Source organism: Janthinobacterium sp. FW305-128, assembly GCF_020858135.1.
GTDB lineage: Bacteria > Pseudomonadota > Gammaproteobacteria > Burkholderiales > Burkholderiaceae_D > Janthinobacterium.
Genome location: NZ_JACYMK010000001.1, coordinates 757,973 through 784,130 on the forward strand (window position 1 = coordinate 757,973; position 26,158 = coordinate 784,130).

Genomic DNA, 26,158 nt, shown 5'->3' on the forward strand with positions numbered 1-26,158 from the left:
GGTGTATGGGGGAGCCGGGCATTACCGGATCGGCAGTTCCGTGTTCTGGCGGTCGAAGATCAGCGTCTGGATGCTGCCGCTGTCCTGCACGTTGAGGGTATTGCGCTGGCTGGGCAGGAAGTCGGTCAGCAACTGGTTGTGGATGCGCGTGGCGGGGGCCAGGCGTGTGCCTTCGATCTCCTGGAAGATCACCACGTTGTCGGCGTTGACCTTCATGCCGACCCAGTTCAGGCGCAATCGGCTGCCATCCGGCCCCACGAGGTAAAACTGTTTCTCGACATAGCGGCGCAGCGCCGCTTCGCTGTCTTCCTGCCCCAGGTCGAACCGGCGCTGGTACAGATTCGTCAGCAGCGCCTCGACGTCGTGGCCCGTGTAGGTGTGCACCACTTCCGTGCTGCCGCTGGCCGCGTTATAGCTGATGTCGGCGATGCCCATGTGGAAGTTATGGGCGGCCGCCGCCATGCTGATGCAGGCCAGCGTGACGGCCGTCAGCGCACGCCAGCGCTTCATGCCGCGTCGCCCTTGGCCGAGCCATTGCTCTTGCCTTTCAACGGCGGATGAAAATCGCGCATCAGCTTCTCCTTGGGTGATTTTTCGCTCTTGAACAGTTCCACGCGCGAAGGCGTGACCTTGCGCGCAGGAGGCGGTGCGGTAGGTCTTCGGGGGGAGCAGAAAGGTATATGCGCATGGTCACCCTGACGTTGTTGTAAGGAAATAGTGGCAACTATTCTATACGCAGGGTGGGCCATTCTTGTTTTGATCTGCAATAAAGAAAGGCGGATGATGGACCGGCTTTTGCCGGGCGCCGTCAGGTGGATGCTTTATCTGATTTTGCTCGGGAAAGCAGCGCTTTTACTCACTTTTCATCAGGCTGTCGCGCAACTGGTTCAGTTGTTGTTTCATGTCCACAATCTGTTCCACGCTGCAGTGGCTGGCCGTCAGGATGGCTTCGGGCAGCAGGGCCGCTTGATGGCGCAGCTGGTCGCCCTGCTGCGTGAGGGAAATGATGACCTGGCGCTCGTCGCTGGCGGCGCGCGTGCGCGTCAGCAGCCCCGATTGCTCCATGCGCTTGAGCAAGGGCGTCAGGGTGGCCGAGTCGAGGAACAGGCGCTCGCCCACTTCCGACACCGTCAGGCCGTCGCGCTCCCACAACACCATCATCACCAGGTACTGCGAATAGGTCAGGCCGAGCTTGCGCAGGAGCTTGCGGTACAGCTTGTTCATTGCAAGCGAGGTCGAGTACAGCGCAAAGCACAGCTGGCCGTCCAGGCGCGGCACCTGGTGCAAGGGGTTGGGGGCGGTGGTGGTATCCATGGGCACAGTATATATAGTGCGCTACTTAGTTGCAAGCGACCCCAATGCCGCTAATGCCTGCGCGTCGAGCCTGAGCGCGCCGGCGGCGACATTCTCGCGCAGATGCGCCATGGACGAGGTGCCGGGAATGACCAGCATATTCGGCGCGCGCTGCAGCAGCCAGGCCAGCGCCACCTGCATCGGCGTGGCTTGCAGGGCGGCCGCCACCTGGTTCAAGGTATCGGACTGCAGCGGCGAAAAGCCGCCCAGGGGGAAGAAGGGCACGTAGGCGATGCCTTGCGCGGCCAGGGTGTCGATCAGCGCATCGTCTGCGCGGTGTGCCAGATTGTAGTGGTTCTGCACGCAGACGATGGGAGCGATGCGCTGGGCCTCGGCTACCTGGCCGGCATCGACATTGGACAGGCCGATATGGCGCACCAGGCCTTCCCGCTGCAGCTGCACCAGTGTGGACAGCGGCTCGGCAAGCGACGAGCCGTCGGGGCCTTCCATGCCCGGCGCGCGCAGGTTGACCACATCGAGCACGTCCAGGCCCAGGTTGCGCAGATTGTCGTGCACGGCGTCGCGCAGCTGCTGCGGCGATGCGGCCGGCAGCCAGGACTGGTCGGCGCCGCGCACGAAGCCGATCTTGGTGACGATGGTCAAGCCGCCGCGATACGGATGCAGCGCTTCGCGGATGATCTGGTTGGTGATGTGGGGGCCGTAAAAGTCCGACGTGTCGATATGGTTGATGCCCAGTTCAATGGCGTCGCGCAGCACGGCAACGGCGGCGGCGCGGTCCTTCGGCGGGCCCCAGACGTGCGGGCCGGCCAGTTGCATGGCGCCGTAGCCGAGGCGGTTGAATACGATGTCGCAATGGGCGGGCGTGAATTGGTCGCTGGCGGGGTCATACGTGTGCATGGGAGCTCCTGTGTAGTGGTAAGGGACGGGAGCCGCCATCGTAAGGGCGAATGCGCTGTATGATAATCGGGTCAATCCGGCACAGGCTGTACTTATTTGCGCACAATCTCATCCCGTGAAAGCTCTCCTTATGCATGCAGACAACCCTTCCATGGCCGACCTGTCCGCCTTTGCCCTGGTGGCCGGGCACCGGGGTTTTCGCCAGGCCGCGCGCGCAAGCGGGCAGTCGGCGTCGGCGCTGAGCGAGGCGCTGCGGCGGCTGGAGCAGCAACTGGGCATCCGCCTGCTGGAACGCACCACGCGCAGCGTGACGCCGACGGCAGCCGGCGCGTTGTTGCTGACGCGTTTGCGTCCGGCGCTCGAGGAAGTGAGCAGCGCGCTCGATGTGCTGAACGACTTGCGCGACAGTCCGCGCGGCACCTTGCGCCTGAACGTGCCGGTCAACGCGGCGCGTTTCTTTTTGCAGCCCATGGTCGACCAGTTCCTGCGCGCCTATCCGCAGATCAGGGTCGAGCTGGTGGTCGATAATAATTTTGTCGATGTCGTCGCCAGTGGCTGCGACGCCGGCATCCGCTATGGCGAGCGGCTGGAGCAGGACATGATCGCCATCCCGATCGGCCCGCGCACGCAGCGCTTCGCGGTGGCGGGCGCACCGTCCTACCTGGCGCAGCGGGGCGTGCCCGTGCATCCGCGCGAGCTGCTGCAGCACGCCTGCCTGCTGGGAAAATTCCTCAGTGGCGCGATTCCCCCATGGGAGTTCGAACGCGATGGGCAAAAAGTGAGCGTGGAGCCGGACGGCCCCGTGATCGTCACGCCGACGGCGGCCGACTTCGCGGTCAGCATGGCCATCGCCGGCCATGGTCTGGTGTATCTGTTTGAAGAGTGGTTGCAGCCGTATATCGATGCGGGCCAGCTGCGACCCGTGCTGGAAGACTGGGCGATGCCCTTTCCCGGCCCGTTTTTATACTATGCGGGCCGGCGCCACCTGCCGGCCCCGCTGCGCGCCTTCATCGATTTCGTGCAGGCCAATTTTGCGCAGCTTCCGCCGCTTGCTCAATCCGCAGGATAGCGCTGGCGTAAAAGCTGCAACATGGCGACGTTCTGTTCCCACGCATCCGTCACTGGCTGCTGCGTCCAGGGCAGCGTTTGCGTGTACGGCGCTGGGCCGAATTCCGGCGTGAACGTCATGCGCTCGGCGCCAGCCGCGCGGCGCAGCGCGACGATGGCATCCCACCAGGCCAGGTGGGCGTCGAGCGCCGGCTTGGCTTCCGGCGCGCGGAAGTCGGCCACCTGCGGACCCTGCGCATGGCCCACGCGCGCATGCACGTGGCGCACCAGCGGCAGCACTTGCGCCAGCGTGTGCGGCTGGTCTTCCAGCAGCGTTTCGCAGGCGCAGCACCAGTGCGACAGGTCGGCCGTCAAAGGCAGTTCGGGATACTGCTGCAGATACGGCAGCAGCAGCATCGGGTGGCCGGAAAAGCGGCTGCGGTGGAGCTCGTGCACGATGGGCACGCCGTGCTTTGCCGAGATGGCGGCGGCCAGGTCGATCAATGCCGCGTTCTGCGCCTGGGTATAGTAATCCTTGCCCGTGTGCGTGTTGACCAGCACGGGGCGCGCCAGGCAGGCGTTTTCCAGCAGTTCCGCCAGGGCGGCGCGGTGCAGCTCGAAGTCGCCGTGGAACACGGTTTCCCACTGCGCGGCGATCAGGTCCAGGCCCGCATCGGCGATGCGCCCCGTCCACTCCTCGCGCAGGGCGGCGTCCAGCGGCAGCGACATTTCGATGCCGTCGAAGCCGGTCGCCAGTACCTTGTCGATGAAGACGTCGGGCGGCAGCTCGTTATTGCCCCAGTGGGCGGCAAAGACGTCGATGCGCATCAGACGAAGCCCCGCACGGGGAACGCCGCGTCGCGCTGTATCCAGTTGTGCGCCGCGTATTCGGTCTGGCCGTCGGTGGCGTGCAAGGTGTAGGCGTGGCGCGAGACGGGCGAGCGGTTCGGCGCGCTGTAGTGGGGCAGCAAGCCGTGGAAGCAGACGAGGGCGCCGGCCTTCACTTCCAACGGCACGGCCGTGCTGTCGTCGGGCCACGGCATGGCATCGAGTTTTTCCACGCGCACCTGGTCGCCGTTGCGGATGAAGCGTTCGCGCAGGGGGCCACGGTGGCCGCCCGGTTCGGCCCACAGGCAGCCGTTATCCAGGGTCGCGTCTTCCAGCGCGAACCAGAACGTGGTCACGCTGATCGGCGTGGTCTCGAAATACGTGGCGTCCTGGTGCCAGCGCACTTCGCCGCCGATGCCGGGCTGTTTAAATATATACATCGATTGCCATACCTGCGCATCCGCCAGGCCCAGGTCGCGCGCCACTTCGGCCAGTTTCGGGTCGGCCGAAAAAGCGCGGAAGACGGGGTCCAGGTCGTGCATGGCGTGGCCGATCTTGTTGATCGACAGCGATTTCGCCTGCTTCAGCTGGCCGTCCGCGCCGAACGCCTCTTCCTCGAAGAAGCAGCGGATGGTGTTGTCGGAGGCGAGGAAATAATCGTTGGTGTTCTTCGCCTGGTCGCGCGTAGTGAAGATCGACTGGCTGACGCTGGGATCGAATTCGTTGACAATCTGCTCGGCGCGCGCGCGCAGGGCGGCGATTTCATCCGCGCCCTTGAAATCGGGCAGGATGATGTAGCCGTCGCGTTGGTATTGTTCCTGTTGTTCGATCGTCAGCATGGCGGCGGCTCCGGAGATTGGTAGAAGGCGCCATTGTAGGATGGGGACAGTGCGCAAACAATCGCCCTCTGGTTGACAGATTGTCGCCAAAGCGATGACAATCTTTGACATGGATCAACTAAAAGCGATGGAAATCTTTGTCGAGGTGGCGCGCCAGCGCAGCTTTACGGCGGCCGGGCAGCGCTTGGGGCTGACGCGCGCCATGGTCAGCAAGACCATCATGCAGCTGGAAGAGCGCCTCAATGCGCGCCTGCTGCACCGCTCCACGCGCGAAGTGAGTTTGACGGACGCGGGCCGCGCCTACCTGGCCCCGTGCATGGCCACCGTCAGCCAGGCGCAGGAAGCGGCGCGCATGGTGGCGCACGTTGCGCAGGCGGGAGCGGGGGCGGAGCTGGCCGGGCCGCTGCGCATCCAGGCGCCATCGAGCTTCGGCAGCGCGTGGTTGGCCGATGCCGTTGCCCGTTTCAGTTTGCTGCACCCGCAGGTGCGGGCCGAACTGTTTGTCGACGATGCGCTGCTCGACCCGATACGCCACGGCTTTGACTTGACGATACGCGTGGGCGGCATCCCGGACAGCAGCGCGCTGGCCATGCGGCCTTTGGCGCCGTGCCGCGCCGTGCTGTGCGCCAGTCCCGCCTACCTGGCGCAATGGGGCATGCCGCAGACGCCGCAGGATTTATTGCAGCACCAGTGCCTGCATTTCAGCCATTTGACCGATGGCACGAACTGGCATTTCCAGCGCGGAGACGGGGAACAGCGGGAGGAAGTGAGCGTGCGCGTGCAGGCGGGTTTTACGGCGAATAACGGCCTGGTGCTGCACCAGGCGGCGCAGCGGGGACTTGGCATCGTCTACAGCACCACGTTTCTCGCCTGGCGCAACCTGCTCGATGGCAGCCTGCTGCCCGTGCTGTCCGGCTGGGACCTGCCCCTGAATCACTTGAGCGCCCTGTATCCGGCCAGCCGCCAGCCTTCGCCCAAGGTGCGCGCGCTGATCGATTTCCTGGTGGCCGAATACCAGCCCGTGCCGCCGTGGGACCGCGAGCTGGCAGCGGCCGGAGTTTTCAGCTGACGGTCAATTGAACGCGACCGGTTCCACCGTCCAGGCGCCATCGGCATACACGCGCTCGTCGTCGAGATAAACGGCTTCGGTGACGGCGAAGATGTCGACGTGGTAGCGCGCATCCTTGCGCTTGAATTGCGGTTTTGTATACACGCCGTGCTTGGCGCCCAGCGACAGATGGATGCCGCACATGCGTTCATACGTGCCGATGTCGTTGACCAGCTGCTCGCGCGAAAAGGCGCGGTTCATGCCGAAGCCCAGTTCGCGCACCCACACTTCGCCTTCATGCGCGCGGATGATCTCGAGCATGGCGGTAAATTCCGGCGTGGCGTGCTCCGTGCCCGTGACTCTGCCCTTGTCGATGATCAGGGTGATCGGCGTATCGGGGCGGTTGACCATGAAGTGCGTGTCGCCGAAGACGAAGATGCGCACGCGCCCGTTCACCGCTTCCAGGTCCTGCGCTTCCGTGAATACTTCGCCCAGGGGGAACTGGCCGCCGATATTGTTCATGCCGCTGTAGTCGCCGATATTGAGCTTGGCCGGTTCGAACGGGGAAGCAAACACCAGCTGCTCGCCGCCGCTGTCGACCATGCCGTGGCGGGCACCGTCGATGCGCGCTTTCAGTGCATGGCCGACGCCGCGGTAATAGGCCGGGTCGTAGGCCAGCGAGGCGATGTAGTGCAGCCCCTGTACGCCGGGCATGCGCGACAGATGCACGTGTTCGATCACTTTCAGGCCCCGCTTGAACAGTTCGATGCGGATGCGGAACGCTTCCAGGCGGAAGCTGGTCGACTGGATCAGCACGACGAGGCTGCCGGCCGGCAGTTCGGCAAACGCGGCCAGCACGGCGTCGGGCGTGACGTCGTCGAAATCGATGAAGGCGGCGTCCGGCAAGGCCTGGCGGTACGCTTCCGTCAGCACCACGTTGAGCCAGCTGCGCTTGTCGCAGACGATCAGGGACGGTTCGTCCGGGCGGTGGCGGATGGCCATGGCCAGCAGGTCGGCCACGTTTTGCGCGGCCACTTCGGTGGCGGCGGCGCTGATGGCGTCGAGCCGGCTGGTGTCATTCTCGGGAAGCGTCATGGTGCGAAGGTGGGGGCGTGAAGTAATCGCAGCATTATAAGGCGATTGCCCCGGCCGTCACCATTCCCCATCCGGCGGAGGACCGGCGGCTGCCGCGCCCCTGATTATCTTGTGTAGTGCTTTCCGGCAATGTATTATTTGAAAAATGGTATGAACCGGTATGACAGGGCATGGCAGCGGCCTGGCGCAGCGGCAAAGGCGCGCATGCGCACGGTGGCATGCTTTCAGTGAAGCAGGGACAACAAGCCAACAGGCGAAGACTAAGAGTGTGATGTGATGAGCATAATCGGACAAGATATTCCCATGGAACGGCCGGATGCGGATGGCCGTGCTGCCGTGTTCGTTCCCGTCACAGGCGTCAAGGAAGATGTCCTGTTGACCATACGCAAAGGTGCGGCCATCGTCGGCTTTGCCAACCACGACCGCACCATTACCGTGTATTTTGAAAGCAACCGCTTTGACGACCCCGCGCTGGCCAAGTGGGAGCACAAGGCGCGCAAGGCCTACGACCGCCTGGTCGACAATGCGCCCACCGTGTCGAAACTGACCACCAGCCCCGCCAATTTCGAGCAGATCGGCTACATCAATGGCAAGGGCATCACCATCCGCCGCATGGAAAGCCTGCAGCGCTGGCTCGCGTATTCGGATGCGATGGATACGTGTCCGGCGATGGATATCATTCCGCGCACGGTTATTGCCAAGGCCGACGCGGTCAAGGTGTAAGAGCGGCTGATAAAACGCCCAAGGCGTTGTTGCCTGCCTCTCGCCGTACTGACGTACTGTCTTCGAGGCGGCGCCTAGCCCTGAGCATTTTCTCAGCCGCTCTTGGCGCGCTTACGAATGGCTGTACGAAAGGCCACAGTTTGTAGCCTTTCCCTCGGTCCTGGCGTACTGTCTTCGAGGCGGCGCCTAGCCCTGAGCATTTTCTCAGCCGCTCTTGGCGCGCTTACGAATGGTTGTACGAAAGGCCACAGTTTGTAGCCTTTCCCTCGGTCCTGGCGTACTGTCTTCGGGGTGGCGCTTGGCCCTGCATGCTTGCGCGGCCACTGTCGCGTGGGCTTGGAGTCAACAATGTGTCGGATTACGCGGGGCGTTTCCCCGCTAATCCGACCTACGCGACCTACGCCTGACTTCGCTTCTTGCTTCTCGCCCCTTGCTACACCACGATGATATTCGCCTGCGCCTTGAGCGGGCAGGGCAGGGTATCGTCGAAGGTGATTTCGATGGCGCTGGCGACGAACATGCCGCCGATGTGCTGGGCGGCGATTTCAGGCGGCGTGCCGGGCTTGGTCAGGTTGACGTCCTGGGCGAAGACGAAGACTCTCCAGGTGCCGTAGACTTTTTGATCATATTGCAGCAGGGTGCGGTAAGCGCGCTTCAAGTCCAGGCTGCCTGCATAGACGCCGTCGTTGGCACCCGGGTCGAAGCCCAGGCCGTCGTCGGTCAGCGATTCGACGAAGTACAGGCCCTGCGGCGCCTGGAACAGCACGAACGCATACAGCTCCGTGCCGCGGAAGACATTGCCGTTGTCGCGCTTGAAACTGGCGCGCAGCCACAACGGCTCGTAGGCTTGCACGACGGCGGGCGTATCCGTTTCCACCGGCCCCGCCACGTGGATGTTGACTTGCGTTTCGGTCACCGCATGCTGGTAGGTGGCGCCCGTGGTGAAACGATCGTACTCCCAGCTGATGTCGGCCGTATAGGGCAGGCCCGCATTCGGCGCTTCCGGCAAGACCCATTTCGCCACCACGCGCTCGGCCAGGGTCAGTTCGCCTGCGGCCGGTGGTGTTGCTTCCTGACCACGCCAGAACGGGTCGGCGATATCGGAGCAGGCGACGGCGATGGCGCCCGAGGCGATGGCCGAGGCCACGCCCGCCACCGTGAACTCGGGCTGGCCGGAGCCGGCCCCTTCCAGCGAACAGCAATGCACGTCGGGTTCCGTTTCCTCGAAACTGCCGCCCACGCTGAAGCTGGCCTTGCCGGAGCCGAGCGCGGCGGCAACGATGGCCACCAGCGCGGCGATGATGGCGATGATGATGGCGAGAACCTTCCACCACGGGTCGGAAAACGGCAGCTCGCCATGCGTGCCCGCATAGGCGGGGTTCGGCGTCCAGACGAGGGTCATGCCGGTCGGTACGATGGGGCCCAGGCCGGGAGGGCAGCGGCACTCCTTCCCATCCGTGCCCGTGCTGCCCCAGCGCTTGCCCGGCAGATGGCCCTGCGGCTTGGACAGTTCCAGCGTGCCTTCCTCGACCGTACACGTGTAGGTGTTGGTCGTGCTGTCAAAGCGCGTCTGCGACACGAAGATTTGCTGGATCGAGCGGTGCGGCGTGTAGCCGTCCGCCTTGGCGACAAAGCTGACGAGCCTCTTGCCGGGCGCCGCATGCTGGAAATCGGCATCCCACATCACCAGCATGGCCGCGCCGGCGGGAATGCTGGCAAAGAAGAAGGTGCGGGCCACGGGCACGATGCCGGGGTCGCCCACGCTTTCCAGGTACACCGTGACATTCGTCAGGGCGCTGCCGGACATATTGGTGACGTGGGCGGCAATGCGCAAGCCATAGATGGCATTGTCGAAGATGCCATCGGGCAGCATGATATTGGTGACGGGCTCGATCGCGAACGGCCGCGTCAGCACCTGCAGGGGTGTGTCGCTCATGATGCTTGCTCCTCGGGGCTTTGCTGTTCTTGCGCTTGCTCTTTCTCCAGGTCGGTGACGACATACGTGACGCCGCCCAGCAGCTTGCCATCCTGGGTTTCCAGCACGCGCAGCAGCGCATACTGGCGTGGCGGCAAGGCTTCGGCGCGCACGCTCAGATACACGGCCTGCGCCTGGCCGCGCGGCACTTCCAGCACCAGTGTTTGCTCGCCGGGCGCGTCGCCATTGCAATGGGGCGTACGCGCCAGGCCTGCGACCAGGTGTGCGTCCCTGGCCGGCTGCCATCGCTCAAGCCCGAGGGTGGCCAGCAGGCGCTCCGGCAGCTCGCCGCCATACTCGATCTGCAGTTCCACTTTTTTCGTTTCGCGGGGCAGGGCCGCCACCGCGATGGCCAGCAACTGCGCGCGCCTGGCCGCCAGCACCACGTTGACGTTGCGCTGGGCGATCTGGTCATGCTGCTTGGGCTGGAAGGGAAAACCGTTGGGCAGCGGGTCGGGCAGCGGGTTGACGTCGCCAGGCCCGTGGGCCACGGCCAGCAGGCATTCGTGGCCGCCATTGACGATGACGGGCACCCACGGTACCAGGCACAGCACTTCCTGCGTGGCGCCGGGCGGCAGGTCGGCAAACGCGGAGCCGATCTGCGTGGCGGCGCCGACGGCGATCTGGCCGGAAGGATCGGCCCAGTAAAAGTCCACGCGCACGCCGTTCGAGGCGCTGTTGCCCGTGTTGTGCACGCGGCCCCACAGGTAATTGCTGGTGCCGGCAATGGGCGCGCCGGGCGGGCCATTCGGATCATTGCCGGGCACGACCCAGATATCGGCGCTGTCCCACCAGGGCTGGCCGTCTTCGATGATCAGGTGGGCTGACATGGCGTTCTCCTTGTCCTTGGCCTGTGCTTGTAGCTTAGGCCGCGGCGGCGGAGGTTTTTTGATTGGTATCAAGGCAAGGGAACACGGGGCCGGTGCGCCGTTGCCTTGGCCGCGTAAGGTAATATTGCGGCAGAACGCAGTGGAATGACTCCAGGAAAAGGTTGGAATGTGCTTGAAACAGTGAATGACGTTTGCATCAACGCCGCCTGCGGCCGGACTTTGCCGCTACGCGTGGCGCATTGTCCGTTTTGCGGCGCGCGCCAGGTGGCGCAAGCGCCTGTTCTGGAGAAGGTAGTGGCGCCGCCCCCGGTGCCGCGCATGCCGCCGCCGGTGCCCGTCGCCCCGCCGATTTCCACGCCGCAACCGGCGCCGCAAGCCCCGCCGCAACCCGCTCCTCAGCCAGCTTCCGCTCCCCAGCCGGCCCCGCCGCCGGCTGCCGCGCCGGCCAAGGCGCCGCCCGCCAAGCCTGCCGGCAGGGGCTCGGTGCCGCCGCCGCGCCCGCCCGTGCGCTTGCGCACGTGGATCGCGGCGGCCGTGGTGCTGACCGGTATCTGGTTTTATAACAAGCCGGCCGACAAGCCGGCCAGCGTGGCGGAACAGGTCGAGGCCGCCACCGCGCTGGCGGCGCAGTGCGACCTGGATGGGGCGCGCAGCGCGCTGGCCGTGCTGAAAAGCGCCAAGGCGCCCGCCGCGCAGATCAAGCGCTTGCAGGCGAATATCAGCAAGTCCGCCGCTACTTGCGACAGGCAACAGCAGCGGGCGCAGGCGTGGGCGGCGCTGCAAGGCAGCGTCAACCAGGCCCTCGACGCGGGCAAGCCGGAGCTGGCCGCCACGCGCCTGGCCGCCTATGTGAAGCGCTGGGGCGACGATCCCGACACCCTGGAACTCGACGCCAAAGTGAAAGTGGCGCAAGCCAGCGCCCAGCTCGACCTGGCCGACGCCTGCCTGGCCAAGGGCGACCGCGTCTGCCTGGAAAACAGCCTGATCGCCGCCGAGCGCTACAAGCGGCCCGAGCTGGCGGCGCGCACGCAGGCGCTGCGCGCGGCCTTGTCGCAATTGCTCGAACGCTCGCTGCTCGATGCGTCCCCGGGCCAGTAGCGCCAACAGCTAAAACGCCCGTCGCGGCCACGCCGGGCGGGTGCACCTACTCAGCCCTACTCTTGCGGTACCAGCGCCAGCGCGGCGCTGAAGTCGCCCATCGGCTTGCCGCCGTTGGCCACCAGCGCCTTGTCGCGCGTGCTCAAGCCGTCGAGCACGGGCAGGGCGAAGCGGTGCGTGATGGCGCGCAGGATCGAAGCCGAATCGTATTGCGTATGGTCAACTAGTCCCTTTTTCACGTACGGCGAGACGAGGATGGCCGGCACGCGCGTGCCCGGGCCCCAGCGGTCACCCTTCGGCGGCGCGGCGTGATCATAGAAGCCGCCGTTTTCATCGTAGGTGACGATGACCAGCATGTTCTTCCACTGCGGACTCTTCTTCAGCTGGGCGATGACGCTGGCGATGTGCGCGTCGCCGTCGGCCACGCTGGCGTAGCCAGCATGCTGGTTCAAATTGCCCTGCGGCTTGTAGAAAGTCACGGGCGGCAGCTTGCCGGCGCCCGCGTCGGCCAGGAACTGGCTGTCGAAGTCGCGCAGGTGGGCGGCGCGGTAGGCGGGCGCCTTCACGGGGTCCATGTTGGCAAAATAGTTAAACGGCTGGTGGTGGAACTGGAAGTTCGGCGGATTCGGGAAGCTGCCGGCGCGCGCGCTGGCCGTGGCCAGGGCCGTCGTGTCCTTCCAGGCGCCCGCATACCAGGCCCAGTCGATATTTTTTCCTGAGAGCAAGTCGCCGATATTCGTCTGCGTCTGCGGCGGCAGCGTGTTGGCCTTGCCCGTGTCCGCATACAGCTTGCTGCTGTCGGCCGATGCCGGGGCGTTGCTGCTGGGCTGGAACGGCGGCTGCATGGTGTTGACGGCGTAGAACATGCCCGTGCCGTCGGCCGGCGTCAGCGCGCCGTCGTTGGCGTAGGCGGGCGCGCCGTTCAGGACCGTGGTCGGCGCCGTGGCGGACGGCGTCAGGCGCACGAAGTTGCCGTTGGCGTCGACGTCGATCTTCGCGATCGAGCCCTTGGCCACCGAGGTGTCGGCGTTCGGATACGTGGGCGCGCAGGCGCAGATCAGATACTGGTGCGTGAGGAAGGAGCCGCCAAACGCGCCGATGAACAGATTGTCGGCCAGCGCATATTGTTTGGCGATGTCCCACAGCTGCATCTTGCTGCCGTCGTAATAGCCCATCGACAGGCCGCCCGCGTCGGAATAGGCCGCGAATTTGTCGTTGGCGCCGCCGTTGATCTGCATCTGGTTGTTATAGAAACGGTGCACGAGGTCGCGCGTGATCACCGATTGCGGCAGGTACAGGGGGCTGCCGGCATCGTCGATCTGGAACGGCTTGTTCGGCAGGTTGGCCGATTGCGCCTGCGTGATGACGGTGCTCTGGCCGGCCGCCGTCATGCCGCCCCAGGTGGGCGGCAGCACGGGCAGGGTGCTGCCGTCATAGTCTTTCTGCGGCACATAGTTGGAAGTCGACGTGGGATTGACGCCCGGCACGCCATTCGCGCCCGGGAACAGGCCGTACAAGTTGTCGAAGCCGCGGTTTTCCGCGTAGATGACGACGATGGTCTGGATATTGTTCAGCGCCAGGGCGCCGTTCAGGGCGGCCAGCGCGTCGGCCGGTGCCGCCTGCGCGCTGGCGCTGGCGATCAAGGCCGTCACGCTGGCGTTTTCCGCCTTCAGTTTCGCCAGCTCGTCGCCGCTGGCCTTGTTGAAGTCGGACGCCAGGCCCGCTTCGGACACGCCGATGCGCGCGGCCAGCTTGCTGCTGGCGGCCGCAAAGTCGCCGCCATTGCCGTCCATGACTTGCGCCAGTTCCGTCGACAGGGCGCTGACGAAGGCGCTGTGGCCGGCGGGGGCGCGCAGCAGCAGTTTTTGCGTCACCTTGCTGCCGCTGTCGCCGATGGCTTCATGGCGGATGGCGTCCGTGCCGACGGTCACCAGCACGGCGCCCTGGCCGTCGAGCGCGTAGCTGCCGTCGGCGGCCGTGCGCACCGTTGGCGAGCCGCTGTCGCACGTCAGCTTGGCGGTGCCGCTTTCCAGGCATACCTGGGCGTTTTCATAGTAGCTGCCGATCACCTGGCCCGTGGTGCTGGGCGTGATCGCATAGTTGCTGCCGCAGGCGGCCAGGCCCAGCGACAGCAAGATTGGCAGGGGACGTAAGACAGGGCGAGCGTACGGTTTCATTGTTCATGCCTTCTGGGTGGAAAACGTCGCATGCTAGGCAGGCAATATGTCAGCTGCGTGACATGTCAGCGTCTGTTACATGACGTAATGTACGGACTTGATACATTACGTTTTGCAGGGACTTGTCACGCAGCGGTCACATACCGTTGCTACGCTGCCAGCCCATGATGAAAACGAAGCCCTCACTGCTGCTCGCCTTTGTAGCCGCCTGCCTGCTGGCCGCCTGCCATCCGGCAGCGCAAAAGGAAGCCGCAGCCAAGCCCGCCTATCTGGCGGGCGCCTACGCGCCCACCCTGCCACGCCAGCCTTCCGTGGCCCAGATGACGGCCATGGGCCGCGCCATGTTTTTCGAGCCCAGCCTGTCCGTGTCGGGGAAGATGTCGTGCGCCAGCTGCCACAGTCCCGAGCACGCGTATGGGCCGCCGAACGGGTTGGCGGTACAGCTGGGCGGCCCGGAACTGAAGGACGCGGGCACGCGCGCGGCGCCCTCGCTGCGCTACCTGCAGACCGCACCCGCATTCACCGAACATTTTCATGACGACGATGGCGACGACAGCGTCGATGCGGGTCCCACGGGCGGGCGCAACTGGGATGGCCGCGCCCAATCCGGCCATGAGCAGGCGCTGGCGCCGTTGCTCTCCCAACGCGAGATGGGCAACCGCGACGCGGCGGCCGTCGTCGCCAAATTGCGCGCTGGCCCCCTGGCGGCGCAATTTCGCCAGACGTATGGCGCCGATATCTTCGAGCAGCCGGGCCAGGCCTTGCGCTGGGCGCTGATGTCGCTGGAAGTGTTCCAGGAAAGCCCGCTAGATTTCTATCCGTACACGAGCAAGTACGACGCCGTCTTGCGCAAGCAGGCCGTTTTGAGTCCGCAGGAAGCGCGCGGCCTGGCCCTGTTCAACGATGAGCGCAAGGGCAATTGCGCGTCCTGCCATATCAGCCAGATCACTTCCGGCGGCGCCTTTCCCCAATTTACCGATTACGGCTTGATCAATATCGGCGTACCGCGCAATGGCAAGCTGCCCGTCAATGCGGACCCGGCGTTCTTCGACATGGGACTGTGCGGCCCGGACCGCACCGACTTGATGGAGCACAAGGAGTACTGCGGCAGCTTCAAGACGCCATCCCTGCGCAACGTCGCCTTGCGCAAGGTGTTTTTCCACAACGGCAGTTTTGACAGTCTGGAGCAGGTGCTGCGCTTTTACGTGCAGCGCGATACGGCGCCGCAAAAATGGTATCCGGCAGAGCGAAACGGCAAGGTGCGCAAATACGACGATTTGCCGCCGGGGCTGGAAGCGAACGTCAACGTGGAAGCGCCGTTCGACCGGCTGCCGGGCCAGGCGCCGGCCCTGAACGAAGCGGAGATCGCCGACGTGATCGCCTTCCTGCATACCTTGACGGATGGCTATCGGCCGGCCCCTGCGGCACACTGAACGCATGCCAAAAAGATATCAAGATACCATTGCTTACAACTACGCTACAAAAGCCTGTTTTTATGTGCGTTAGCGCACGCTAGAAAATTTTAGGCAGGTGTATATTGCGAACTGATCTGTGTCTTTTGATAACAATGAAAGGGAATACCATGAAAGCAAGCAAAAATTGGATGACCGTGTGCGCCGCCGGCATGATGGTTGTGGCCCTGGCTGCCTGCCAGAAGAAGAGCGATGTCGCCGCCGGTCCTGCGGAACAAGCTGGCCAGAAGATCGATGCGGCCGCTGCCAAGGCTGAAGCCGACATCAAGGCCGCAGCAACCAAAGCTGACGCCGCCGTGAGCCAGGCCGCTTCCGATACGGGCGCCAAGATGGACCAGGTCGCCGCTGACGCCGACAAGAAAATGAGCGAAGCGGCCGATGCCGTCGGCAAGAAAGTGGAAAAAGCCGGTGAAAAGATGCAGGACGCCGCGCACAAGTAATCACCGTCATCACCGCGCCAGGACCAGCTAACGCCGGCCCGGTTCCCGCAGCTGTCGTCAGGTGACGGCAGCTGCGGCGACGCCATCGCCCGCTTGGCCGCCTGGCGTCAACGTCTGCGTTCCAGCCGTCTCCGGCCTGTCCGCCTCGTCCGTACCCCCCAGTACCACGCTCAAATCGACAAAGCCGTCGCGCCACGCGCGTTCCAGGTCTTGCTCCACCACTTCCAGGGTCGTTCTTTCCACATGATGAAAACCGCGCAAGCCATACGCCCGGTTGCGCCCGTGCGCCTTGGCCAGGTACAGCGCCATGTCGATCAGGTTGACGCTGCGTTCCCACGTGAGCGGCCGTCCCAGCGGCGCCAGCGGATAGGGCGCAAAGCCCACGGACACGTGCACTTCGATGGTCTGGCCCTGGTAGTCGATGCGTTGCGCCGCCATGCCGTTGAGGATGCGCCGCGCGATCTCGTCGAGCCCTTCGCGCGCGACGGCCGGCAGGAAGGCAAGGAATTCCTCGCCGCCCCAGCGCACGATCATGTCCGTTTCGCGCAACACGTCGTGTAGGGTTTCGGCGATCGTCGTCAGCACCAGGTCGCCCGCCGCATGGCCGTAAGCGTCGTTGATGTGCTTGAAGTGGTCGACGTCGAGCAGGAACAGCGCGCCCACGACATCGTCGCCGGCATAGGCGGGCTGCGGCTTGCCCGCATGGCTGCGCATGAATTCCTGGAAATGGCGGCGGTTGTACAGGGCCGTCAGCGGGTCGCGCGAACTCTGGCGCTTGAGTTCCTGGTTTTTTACCTTCAGCTGCACGTTCGCATGGCGCACCTTGCGGTACAGCAAGCCAACGATGGCGGACGCCATGGCCAGTACCAGCGCCAGCAGCCACCACACGCGCTGCTGCAGACGGCGGTTGTCGATTTCGGTGCTCTTCAGCTGATTTTCGCGGCTCAGCAGCTCGATCTGGCGCTGTTTCTTTTCCGCCTCATACTTTTCTTGCAGTTCATACACGGCCTTTTGCCGCTGCTTTTCGAACAGCTGGTTGGAAATGCCGCGCTCGCGGTGGTACGCGGTGACGGCGCCGCGCAGGTCGCCCGCCTTTTCCAGCGCCATGCCGTATTCCAGCAGCACGGCCTGCATTTCCGGCTGGTTGGCCGTGCGTTCGTAGTAGGCCAGGCCCGTGGCCACGCTTTGCTTGCCTTCCTGCAGCCGTCCCTGGCCGATCAGCGCCTGGCCGATGTTCAGCCGCGCCGTCGCCTCCACCTGTTCATCGTTGACGAGGTCCGCCGCCGTGATCGCTTCATTTGCATAGCGCAAGGCGCGCGCGTAGTCGCCTTCCTTGAGATAGCTGTCCGACAGGTTGACGAGGGTGACGGCCACCATGCCGCGCGCGCCCAGCTGGCGTTCCAGCGCCAGGGCCGCCAGCAGGGCGCGCTGGCCCCGCTGCGGCTGCTGCGCGTCGAGCGCCAGCCCGTATTCCGTATTCTTTGCCTGCGCCATGCGGCCCGGTGACGCCAGTCTCGCGGAGACTGCCAGCAATTCGTCGAGCACTTCGAAGCCCTTGTCGTATTCGCGCATCTGCGTGTACAGCAGGGTGAGGGCATTCAGGGCGGCGGCCAGGCTGGACGGGGATTTGCTCTGGCGCGCCAGGTCGACGGCTGCCTGCAGCTTGGCCAGCGCAAACGGAAAATTGCCTTCCTCGGCCCACGACTGGCCCGCGCTGATGGTCGCTTGCACGCGCACGGGCAAGTCGTCCGTGCCATTGGCGATCTTTTCCGCCTCAAATGCCAGCAGGTGCGAGGCGCGGCGCTCGTTGCGGGCAAACGTGATGTAGGCCTTGTTGAGTATGCCTTTTGCCAGCGCCACGTCGCTCTTGTTCATGCGGGCGTAGGCAATCAGTTCCTCGGCCAGCTGCATGGCGATGTCGTTCTGCCCCAGGCGCATGCGGGCGTTGCTCAGTTGGGTAAGGAATTCCGCGCGCACGGGCAGGGGAGCGCTGCGCGCCTGCGTTTCGACTTCCTGCAGCCGTTGCAGCGCGCGCGCGGGCACGTAGCGGCCGTCGTCGCGCACGGCGGCAAGATACTGCTCAAGGTCGCTGACCTGGGCGTGTGCGGCAGGCGGCAGCAAGCAGGCCAATACCAGCAGCCAATGCGCCTTTCGCCATGATGCCCGTCTCTGTCTGCCTGCCAACGTCCCGCTCCCGCAATGACCACCTGTCTGTAACAGATTATATTCTGTTGCAATCCAGAAATATCATGCAGTGCGCGGAAATTTGCGAAAGTGCACACTTTGGCCGCACGTCAGCGCAGGGGCAGGGCGGCCGTGGCCGGCGGGCTGCCTTTCAGGCGGAAGATGGCGACGGCCGCGATCAGGGCTTGTGCCTGTTCCTGCAGGCTTTCGGCCGCGGCGGCCGCCTGCTCGACCAGGGCGGCGTTCTGTTGCGTGATGTTGTCCATCTGCGTGACCGCCTGGTTGACCTCGCTGATTCCCGCGCTTTGCTCGTGGCTGGCGCTGGTGATTTCGCTCATGATGGCGGCCACCTTCTGGATCGATTCCACCACCAGCGCCATGGTGCGCCCCGCCTCGTCGACGAGCTTGCTGCCGGCGTCGACCCGTTCCACGGAGGCGCCGATCAAGGTCTTGATTTCCTGGGCGGCGGCAGCGCTGCGGTGGGCCAGGCTGCGCACCTCGCCGGCGACGACGGCGAAGCCGCGTCCCTGTTCGCCTGCCCGCGCCGCCTCGACGGCCGCGTTCAGGGCCAGGATGTTGGTCTGGAAGGCGATGCCGTCGATAACGCCGATGATGTCGGCGATCTGGCTCGAGCTTTCCTTGATCGCGCCCATCGTGCTGACCACTTGGGCGACGACGGCGCCGCCCTGCACGGCGACGGCCGAGGCGGTGGCGGCCAGCTGGTTCGCCTCGCCGGCGTTGCTGGCGTTTTGCCGCACCGTCGCCGTCAGCGTTTCCATCGAGCTGGCCGTCTCTTCGAGGGAACTGGCTTGCGCTTCCGTGCGCGCGGACAGGTCCGCATTGCCCAGCGCGATTTCGTGCGTGGCCACCGACATTTCGCCGGTGCCGCTGCGGATGTCGCCGATCAGCCCCGTCAGGTTGGCGTTAATAGTGTTCATCGCATGCAGCAGCACGCCGATTTCATCGGCTCGTTCGATGACGGCGTCGATGCTCAGGTCGCCGCCGGCGATCAGCTGCGCCGTGGCGATCGCCTGGTCCAGGCTGCGCTTGATGTGGCGGTACACGAGGAATAGGCACAGCAGCGAGACCATGACGGATACCAGCAGCACGCCGACCGTCACGGAGTAGGCGGCCATGGTGCCGCTCATCGCCGTCTGCACGGCCGCGCTCGTGCGCTGGTCGAGCAACGTGAGGAATTCATTCACCGGCTGCATGATCTTCGCCTTGTTGCTGTGGTATTGGGCATCGTGCATGATGGCGCGGGCCATTTCCAGGTCCGGCGGCCCGGTTTTGGTGAAGTTGCCGCTGCCGTCGTCGAAGCGGCCCTTGACGGCGTTCATGGCGATCACCTCGGTCTTGACCAGGCCGTCCGAATTGGCTTGCGCTTCGCGCAGCTTGGCGAATTCCTGCTCGCTGAAGCCGGCCTTGCGCATCAGTTCTGCCAGCGGCACGGCAGGCCCCGTCGATGCGGGCACGGGCACGCCTGCCGCCACGAAGTCCCAGTAGATGCGCTCGTAATGGGCGGGGCGCGGCTTCTTGCCGTTGCGGATGTCGAGGATGTCCAGGTATTGCTGTTCGTACCTGGCGTCGCCGGTGACGACGTAGGTGCGGGCCAGCCGGGTCAGGTCGTCCGAGCTTTGCCGCAGTTCGTCGGCCAGCAGGTAGGACTGGTAGCGCGTTTCAGTGACGCGGTTCGCCTCGGCCTGCTTGCCCGCCACGCGGAACAGCGCCCACAGGCTGATGACGGAGAGCGCCAGGCTGAGCAGAAAAATGGCGGCAAAGATATTCCTGATCGACAGTTTGCTGCGCATGGTATCCCCCGGAAGTGTGGTTGGGGCCTTTGGCGCTGCCCGCCAGATGAATATACTCCCGTCTGTACGGCATTTTTAATGCCGTACAGAAAAAAAGTGGCGCCATGCAACGGCGCCCCATGGCTATCAAATTGCCAGTTGCTGCAGCAGGTAGAGGCGCTGGTACAGGCCGCCTTCGATCTGCATCAGTTCCTCGTGCGGTCCCGCTTCCGTGATGCGGCCATGGTTGAGCACGATGATACGGTCCGCTTCGCGGATGGTCGACAGGCGGTGGGCGATGGCGATGATGGTGACCTTGCCGCGCAACTCGTTGAGGGCCGTCTGCACGATCTGCTCCGTCTGGCTATCGATGCGCGACGTCGCTTCGTCGAGCAGCAAAATGCGCGGCTGGCCGGCCAGCGCGCGGGCAATCGCGATCAGCTGCTTCTGCCCCGACGACAGGCGCGAGCCGCCTTCGCCCAGCGGCGTGTCGTAGCCGTGTTCCAGCGCCGCGATGAAGTCGTGCGCATGCGCGGCGCGCGCGGCCGTCTCGATCTGCTGCTGCGTGTAGCCGCGGCCCATGTCGATGTTTTCGCGCGCCGAGGCGGCCAGCAGGAAGGGGTCTTGCGGCACCAGGCCCACGTCGGCGCGGAAGTGCTCGTTGTCGATGCTGTCGAGGGCGACACCGTTGATGGCGATGCTGCCCTGCGTGACGGGGTAGAAGCGCAGCAGCAAGGAGAGCAGGGTCGACTTGCCGCTGCCCGTGTGGCCGACGATGCCGAAGAACGCGCCTTGCGGGATCTGCAGCGACAGGTCGTGCAGCACGGGCTGGTTTTCCACGTAGGCGAAGGTCAGGCGGGCGATGTCGACGGCGGGCACGTCGCTGCCCGTTTTCGCCTGCCGCAGGGCCGGTGTCTCCCTTCCCTGTGCGTGTTCCAGCGCCTGCGCTTCGTCCAGCAGGGCCGAGACGCGCGCCGTCGCCACCACCGACTGCTGCAGCTGGCTGAACTGCATGGTGATCTGGATCAGCGGTTCGATCACGCGCGCGATGTAGCTGATGAACGCATACAGCACGCCCACTTCCACGGCACCCATGTCGCGGCGGCCGAAGCTGAAGATGACGACGGCCAGCAGCACGATGTTGAGCATGTCGAGCGCGGGGCGCAGCAGCCAGGCGTTGGCGCGCAATTCCTGCATGCGCGCCGTGTAGTGGTCCTGGTTGATGCCCGTGAAGCGCGCGCCGAAGCGCTTTTCCGCGTTATTCGCCTGCAGCACGCTCATGCCGCCGATCGATTCGGCGATCTGGCCGTTGATCTCGCTGCGCAGGGCGCGCGCGCGCGTGACGGCCGGCGCGCTCCAGCGCTGGTACAAAAAGACGATGAGCAGCACGGCCGGCAGCAGGGCCAGCACGATCAGCATCAAGCGCCAGTCGAGGAAGGCCATGGCGGCCATGGTGCCGACCAGGACGATGGAGCTGTCGAGGATGACGAACAGCACCTGCACGTACAGCGATTTCACCGCTTCCGTGTCGTTGGTGACGCGGCTGACCAGCTGGCCCGTGATGGCGCGGTCGAAAAAACTCATCGGCAGGCGCAGCACGTGCTGGTAGACGGTTTCGCGCAGGCGCTGCACCGAGCGCATCGCCAGGCCGGACAGGCGCACCAGCTGCAAATAGCGCAGGCCGGAAGCGACCCAGCCCGTCAGCAGGCAGCCGCCCAGCAGCAGCGACATGCGCGTCCAGTCCAGGTGGCGCGGCAGCAGATGCTGGTCGATCAGGGCCTTGCCTAAAATGGGACCCGTGACTTCGAGGGCGGCGGCGAGGATCAGCCAGAACGTGGCCCAGTATAAATGGCGCAGGTCGGGCGCGGCGGCGCGGCGCAGCAGGCCGATCGCTTGCGCGGCCTGGCGGCGCACGGATGGCGTGGCGGTGTTGGCTTGGTCGTTCTTAGATGGCATCGAGGCTGGCCTCCAGTTGTTGATAGCGCCACTGGCTGGCGTACCAGCCGTCGCGCTGCATCAGCGCGTCGTGGTTGCCCGTTTCCGTCACGTGGCCGTCGCGCAGCACGAGGATCAGGTCCGCGTTGACGACGGCGCTCAGGCGGTGGCTGGCGATGATGGCGCTGCGCTCGGGGCGCTTGCGGCGCAATTCCTCCAGGTGCTGCAGGATGCGCGTTTCCGTGCCCGTGTCGACGGCGGACAGCGCATCGTCGAGCAGCAGCAAGCCGTTGTCGGCCAGCAGGGCGCGGGCAATCGCCACGCGCTGGCGCTGGCCGCCGGACAGGGTGATGCCCTTTTCGCCCACGTGGGTGGCATAGCCTTCGGGGAACTGCAAAATGTCCGCGTGGATGTCGGCCAGCTGCGCCGCCCGCTCCACTTCTTCGCGCGTGGCGCCGGGGCGGGCCAGCGCGATATTGTCGGCGATGGTGGCGGAGAATAAAAAGGACTCCTGCGGCACCCAGCTGATCGCCGCGCGCAACGCGTGCAAGGTGTAGGCGTCCAGTGCGTGCCCATTCCACGTGGCCGTGCCCGATTGCGGCGTGACCTGGCGCAGCAGCACGCGCAGCAGGGTCGACTTGCCGCTGCCCGTCGGGCCGACCAGGCCCAGGGTCTGGCCCGGCTGCAAGCGCAGCGAAATGCCGGACAGGGCCGGCGCCGTCTGGCCCGCATACGCAAAGCCGACGTCCTGCAATTGCAGGGGGCCGGGCGTCAGCGTGGCGATGCTGCCATGGTCGTCGATGGCCAGCGGCGCGTCGAGCATCGGCTGCAGGCGCTGCCAGGCGGCGCGGCCCCGTTCGATCAATGACAGTACCCAGCCGGCGGCGAACATGGGCCAGATCAGCTGGCCCAGGTACATGGAAAAGCTCGTCAGCGCGCCGATGGTCAGCTGGTCTTGCCACACGAGGTAGCCGCCCAGGCCCAGGGTCAGCGCCGTGGCCGCCGTCAGGGTCAGGCCGACGGCCGGTTCATACGCCGCTTCCCAGCGCTGCGCCGTCAGGCTGGCGTTGGCCGCGTGGCCGGCCAGGGTGGAGAACTGCTTGCTGCTGCGCTCTTCCAGGCCCAGCGCGCGCAGGGTGCGCACGCCCGACAAGGACTCTTGCACATGGTCGTTCAGCGCGGAAAAGCGTTGCAGCGAATCCGTCGACGCCGTATGGATATGGCTGGAAATGCGCCAGAAGGCCAGTCCCATCAGCGGGAAGGGCAAGAGGGCGATGCAGGCCAGGCGCCAGTCCACGCCCAGGAGCATGATGCCGAGCACCATCAGCAGGGTCAAAGTGCCGTCGAAACCGGCCAGCATGGCTTCGCCGGCGGCCATTTCGATGGCGTCGATATCGTTCGTCGCCAGCGCCATCAGGTCGCCCGTGCGCTGATTCTGGTAGAACGACGCGCCCTGCTGCGACATGCGCGTGTAGAAGCGCGTGCGCAGCATCACGCCCAGCTGGTAGGCGGCCTTGAACAGGGTGATGCGCCAGCCCACGCGCAGGAAGTAGATGACGACGCCGACGGCGAGCAGAGTCAGCAGCTCAAGCCACAGTTCTGCGGCCGTCATGCGGTGTGCGGCCAGCGCGTCGATGATGGCGCCCACGCGGCGCGGGATCCAGACGGTCAGTGTTGCCACGCCTGTCAGCATGACGGCGGCGGCGGCATACGCCGGCCAATGCTGACGCACGAAGCCGGCGATGAGCCTCGATAAACTCATGGTTACCTTTTGTTTTGAGTAATGGGGTGTCGCGGGGCGGAAGGACGGGCACGCGGACGGAAAGTACGCGTAGGATACAACAAGGCGGAAAAGCGCGCTGTGGACGAGCACGCAAAAAACGGGCCGTAGCCCGTTGTTTTGCTGCGTCAGTGCCGTGCGCGCGGCTTACTTGCGGCCGCTGCCTTTGCCGCCGCCCAGCATGTCGAGCTGTTTCGATGGCGTGCCCTTGGGCGCTGCCTTGGCTGCCGGCTTGGCCGCTGGCGCAGCGGCGTGCTGCACGGCGGCCTTGGCCACGGTCTTGCCGGCGGTGCTGGCCGGCTTGGCGGCGGGTTTGCTGGAAGGAAATGACTTCGCGGCTGGCTTGGCGGGGGCTGGCGCGGCGGCTTTCGCTGGTGCGGCGGCGGGTGCCGCTGCGTGCTTGGCTGCTTCAGGCTTGGCTGCCGGTTTGGCCGCCGGCTTGGCTTCCACCGCTTTGGCGGCAGGCTTGTCGGCGACCTTCTCGGCCGCCTTGGCAGGCGCTGCTTCCGGTTTGGCTGCCGGGGCGGCGGCAGGTTTGGCTACTTCAGCAGGCTTGGCGGCAACGGGGGAAGGCGCCGCGGCCGGTGCTGGTGCAGGCGCAGCGGCAGGCGCGGCAGCGGGCGCCGCGACGGCCAGGACAGGTTTGGCTGCGGCAGGAGCCGGGGCCGTTGCTGCGGCTGGCGCGGCCGCATCGAGGCGGGCCTTGGCCGAGGCCAGCAATTCCGCCTGCGTGCCCGAGGCGATGCCGAACAGCTGGCGGCTGTAGGCCAGCACGCTCTCGATGCTTGGCTGCGCCTGGCTGGTGCTGTAGCTGAAGAAGTCGCGCGGGTCCTGCGTAACGAGCAGGTGCTGCGCCGTTTCCGCCGTCTGCGAAATGGCGGCCTTGCCGGCGTTCAGGTTCAGGGCGATGATTTTTTCGGCGCTTTCAAAGACTTTGCTGGTCAGAAGGCTGAAGATTTGCAGCTGGCTTTCCAGTTGCGACTTGGCGGCGCTGGAAAATTGTTCAGGAAGCGGAAACATATTTACTCCTTTGTACGGATTAAAATGCTGGCAAAACGCTCTGCAAAATCCCGAAAACCAGAGTTGGCCGCGTTTTGTAAAGTGGGTAGCGTGCTGAATAGCTGATCATAGACTTTTTATGATGCAACGCAATATGAATATTCTAGCGGTGATTCGAGTTAGTTGAAAGTTATTTTCTCAAGGGCGTGCGCCGTATGTTTTGCGCTATTCATGCGCCTGGCGGCATTTGCGGGAAGTTTGCGCGCGCGCAAAGCGCTGCCAAGGAATCTATGGCTACGCTTTTGCCAGTGCCTTGTTTCTTGCACTGCAACATCCGCGAGAAATATGTAAATGATCATTAACTGAAACACCAGACACAGTCGTCAACCGAAGGAGTGTCCGCATGGACCTAGTCATCCGCAATGCCAGCCTGCCCGACGGGCGCCGCGCCATCGATATCGCCATCGAGGGCGGCCGCATCGCCGCCGTCGGCCCCGCCTTGCCCGTGACGGGCGTGCAAGAGATCGACGCCGCCGGCGACCTCGTCACGCCGCCCTTCGTCGACGCCCACTTCCACATGGACGCCACGCTCAGCTATGGCCTGCCGCGCGTGAACGCGTCCGGCACCCTGCTCGAAGGCATCGCCCTGTGGGGCGAGCTGAAGCCGCAACTGACGCAGGACGCGCTGGTCGAACGCGCCCTGCAGTATTGCGACTGGGCCGTGGCGCGCGGCCTGCTGGCGATCCGCTCGCACGTGGATATCTGCGACCCGCGCCTGCTGGCCGTCGAAGCGCTGCTCGACGTCAAGCGGCAAGTGGCGCCGTATCTCGATTTGCAGCTGGTGGCCTTTCCGCAGGACGGCATCCTGCGCAGTCCCGGCGCCTTCGATAATCTAAAACGCGCGATCGCCATGGGTGTCGACGTGGTGGGCGGCATCCCGCATTTCGAGCGCACCATGGCCGACGGCGCGGAATCCGTGCGCCTGCTGTGCGAATTCGCCTGCGAGCGTGGCCTGATGGTCGACATGCATTGCGACGAATCGGACGACCCGCTGTCGCGCCACATCGAAACCCTGGCCTTCCACAGCCAGCGCTTGGGGTTGCAGGGCAGGGTGACGGGCTCGCACCTGACGTCCATGCATTCGATGGACAATTATTATGTGAGCAAACTGCTGCCCCTGATCCGCGAGGCGGGCGTGGCGGCCATCGCCAACCCCCTCATCAACATCACCCTGCAGGCGCGTCACGACACGTATCCGAAGCGGCGCGGCATGACGCGCGTGCCCGAGATGCTGGCCGCCGGCATTCCCGTCGCCTTCGGCCACGACTGCGTGATGGATCCGTGGTACAGCCTCGGTTCCGGCGACATGCTGGAAGTGGCGCACATGGGACTGCACGTGGCGCAGATGACGGGCCAGCAGGCGATGCACGAGTGCTTCCTGGCAGTCACCGAGACGCCGGCCGCCATCCTGGGCCTGGACGGCTACGGCATCGCGCCCGGCTGCCATGCGGATTTGCTGATCCTCGATTGCGGCTCCACGGTGGAAGCGCTGCGCCTGCGCGCCGCGCGCCGCCTGGTGCTGCGCCGCGGGAAAGTCGTCAGCGAGGCGCCGCGCGCGCAATCGCGCCTGCATCTGCCGGGGCGGCCCGAGAGTGTGAACTTCCGCCTGGGGCGCTGATACAATCGG

General features: G+C 65.2%; 21 protein-coding genes. 7 read left to right on the forward strand and 14 right to left on the reverse strand.

All coding sequences use genetic code 11. From position 1 onward, the window contains the following. Positions 1-21 precede the first annotated feature (21 nt). From IGS60_RS03460 to IGS60_RS03470, 3 genes are all read right to left on the reverse strand, one after another. The gene (locus tag IGS60_RS03460; RefSeq protein ID WP_230502403.1) at positions 22-510 is read right to left on the reverse strand and encodes a DUF6702 family protein; all 489 of its coding nucleotides are present in this window, start codon (positions 508-510) and stop codon (positions 22-24) included. A 342-nt stretch (positions 511-852) separates the two neighbouring features. Beyond that, the gene (locus IGS60_RS03465) at positions 853-1,314 is read right to left on the reverse strand and encodes a MarR family winged helix-turn-helix transcriptional regulator (protein WP_070224423.1); all 462 of its coding nucleotides are present in this window, start codon (positions 1,312-1,314) and stop codon (positions 853-855) included. Positions 1,315-1,335: 21 nt separating this feature from the next. Next, positions 1,336-2,211, reverse strand: coding sequence for an aldo/keto reductase family oxidoreductase (locus IGS60_RS03470; protein WP_230502405.1), 876 nt, complete (start codon positions 2,209-2,211; stop codon positions 1,336-1,338). 130 nt (positions 2,212-2,341) lie between these two features. On the opposite strand from IGS60_RS03470, the gene IGS60_RS03475 reads away from it, so the two are divergent. After that, positions 2,342-3,280, forward strand: coding sequence for a LysR family transcriptional regulator (locus IGS60_RS03475; protein ID WP_070310358.1), 939 nt, complete (start codon positions 2,342-2,344; stop codon positions 3,278-3,280). Here the strand turns inward: IGS60_RS03475 and IGS60_RS03480 are convergent. Together IGS60_RS03480 and IGS60_RS03485 are read right to left on the reverse strand one after the other, a co-directional pair. Continuing rightward, complete coding sequence (locus IGS60_RS03480; protein ID WP_230502407.1) at positions 3,265-4,086, reverse strand: sugar phosphate isomerase/epimerase; 822 nt, start codon at positions 4,084-4,086, stop codon at positions 3,265-3,267. The two genes, IGS60_RS03475 and IGS60_RS03480, sit on opposite strands and share 16 nt — an antisense overlap. Further along, positions 4,086-4,925, reverse strand: coding sequence for a phytanoyl-CoA dioxygenase family protein (locus tag IGS60_RS03485; RefSeq protein ID WP_086143956.1), 840 nt, complete (start codon positions 4,923-4,925; stop codon positions 4,086-4,088). The genes IGS60_RS03480 and IGS60_RS03485 overlap by 1 nt, the downstream gene beginning before the upstream one ends. 109 nt (positions 4,926-5,034) lie before the next feature. Between IGS60_RS03485 and IGS60_RS03490 the strand changes: the two genes are divergently transcribed. Beyond that, a complete protein-coding gene (locus IGS60_RS03490; RefSeq protein WP_230502409.1) occupies positions 5,035-5,994 on the forward strand; it encodes a LysR family transcriptional regulator in 960 nt (319 codons plus the stop codon). 3 nt (positions 5,995-5,997) lie between these two features. On the opposite strand, the gene IGS60_RS03495 is transcribed toward IGS60_RS03490, so the two are convergent. After that, a complete protein-coding gene (locus IGS60_RS03495) occupies positions 5,998-7,068 on the reverse strand; it encodes a hypothetical protein (RefSeq protein WP_230502411.1) in 1,071 nt (356 codons plus the stop codon). A 276-nt stretch (positions 7,069-7,344) separates the two neighbouring features. Here IGS60_RS03495 and IGS60_RS03500 point away from each other — a divergent pair, with 276 nt between their 5' ends. Further along, a complete protein-coding gene (locus IGS60_RS03500) occupies positions 7,345-7,791 on the forward strand; it encodes a hypothetical protein (RefSeq protein WP_070224416.1) in 447 nt (148 codons plus the stop codon). 433 nt (positions 7,792-8,224) lie between these two features. Here IGS60_RS03500 and IGS60_RS03505 read toward each other — a convergent pair whose 3' ends face one another. Both IGS60_RS03505 and IGS60_RS03510 read right to left on the reverse strand, forming a co-directional pair. Further along, positions 8,225-9,727: a hypothetical protein gene (locus IGS60_RS03505; protein ID WP_230502412.1), complete on the reverse strand. Its 1,503-nt coding sequence runs from the start codon at positions 9,725-9,727 to the stop codon at positions 8,225-8,227. Then, positions 9,724-10,596 carry a hypothetical protein gene (locus tag IGS60_RS03510; protein WP_230502414.1) on the reverse strand — a complete coding sequence of 291 codons (873 nt, stop codon included), beginning with the start codon at positions 10,594-10,596 and terminating at the stop codon, positions 9,724-9,726. The genes IGS60_RS03505 and IGS60_RS03510 overlap by 4 nt, the downstream gene beginning before the upstream one ends. Positions 10,597-10,890: 294 nt before the next feature. Here IGS60_RS03510 and IGS60_RS03515 point away from each other — a divergent pair, with 294 nt between their 5' ends. Then, positions 10,891-11,694 (forward strand): hypothetical protein, encoded by an 804-nt coding sequence (locus IGS60_RS03515; RefSeq protein WP_230502416.1) that lies wholly within the window; start codon positions 10,891-10,893, stop codon positions 11,692-11,694. 56 nt (positions 11,695-11,750) lie between these two features. Here the strand turns inward: IGS60_RS03515 and acpA are convergent, their stop codons facing one another. Then, positions 11,751-13,871 (reverse strand): acid phosphatase, encoded by a 2,121-nt coding sequence (gene acpA, locus IGS60_RS03520; protein ID WP_230502418.1) that lies wholly within the window; start codon positions 13,869-13,871, stop codon positions 11,751-11,753. Between the two features lie 167 nt (positions 13,872-14,038). On the opposite strand from acpA, the gene IGS60_RS03525 reads away from it, so the two are divergent. Next, a complete protein-coding gene (locus IGS60_RS03525; RefSeq protein ID WP_230502687.1) occupies positions 14,039-15,304 on the forward strand; it encodes a cytochrome-c peroxidase in 1,266 nt (421 codons plus the stop codon). Positions 15,305-15,453: 149 nt separating this feature from the next. Beyond that, the gene (locus IGS60_RS03530) at positions 15,454-15,783 is read left to right on the forward strand and encodes a hypothetical protein (protein WP_230502420.1); all 330 of its coding nucleotides are present in this window, start codon (positions 15,454-15,456) and stop codon (positions 15,781-15,783) included. Positions 15,784-15,840: 57 nt separating this feature from the next. Here the strand turns inward: IGS60_RS03530 and IGS60_RS03535 are convergent, their stop codons facing one another. From IGS60_RS03535 to phaP, 5 genes are all read right to left on the reverse strand, one after another. Then, positions 15,841-17,904 carry a tetratricopeptide repeat-containing diguanylate cyclase gene (locus tag IGS60_RS03535; RefSeq protein WP_306798459.1) on the reverse strand — a complete coding sequence of 688 codons (2,064 nt, stop codon included), beginning with the start codon at positions 17,902-17,904 and terminating at the stop codon, positions 15,841-15,843. Positions 17,905-18,077: 173 nt separating this feature from the next. Then, positions 18,078-19,778 (reverse strand): methyl-accepting chemotaxis protein, encoded by a 1,701-nt coding sequence (locus tag IGS60_RS03540; protein WP_070218019.1) that lies wholly within the window; start codon positions 19,776-19,778, stop codon positions 18,078-18,080. A gap of 126 nt (positions 19,779-19,904) precedes the next feature. Further along, complete coding sequence (locus IGS60_RS03545) at positions 19,905-21,713, reverse strand: ABC transporter ATP-binding protein (RefSeq protein ID WP_230502422.1); 1,809 nt, start codon at positions 21,711-21,713, stop codon at positions 19,905-19,907. Beyond that, positions 21,703-23,454 (reverse strand): ABC transporter ATP-binding protein, encoded by a 1,752-nt coding sequence (locus IGS60_RS03550; protein WP_070218015.1) that lies wholly within the window; start codon positions 23,452-23,454, stop codon positions 21,703-21,705. Before IGS60_RS03550 ends, IGS60_RS03545 begins: the two co-directional genes overlap by 11 nt. Before the next feature lie 165 nt (positions 23,455-23,619). Beyond that, on the reverse strand, positions 23,620-24,492 hold the full coding sequence (gene phaP, locus IGS60_RS28440) for a TIGR01841 family phasin (protein ID WP_306798460.1): 873 nt from the start codon (positions 24,490-24,492) through the stop codon (positions 23,620-23,622). Positions 24,493-24,874: 382 nt separating this feature from the next. Here phaP and IGS60_RS03565 point away from each other — a divergent pair, with 382 nt between their 5' ends. Then, on the forward strand, positions 24,875-26,149 hold the full coding sequence (locus IGS60_RS03565) for an amidohydrolase family protein (protein WP_070312832.1): 1,275 nt from the start codon (positions 24,875-24,877) through the stop codon (positions 26,147-26,149). Positions 26,150-26,158 lie beyond the last annotated feature (9 nt).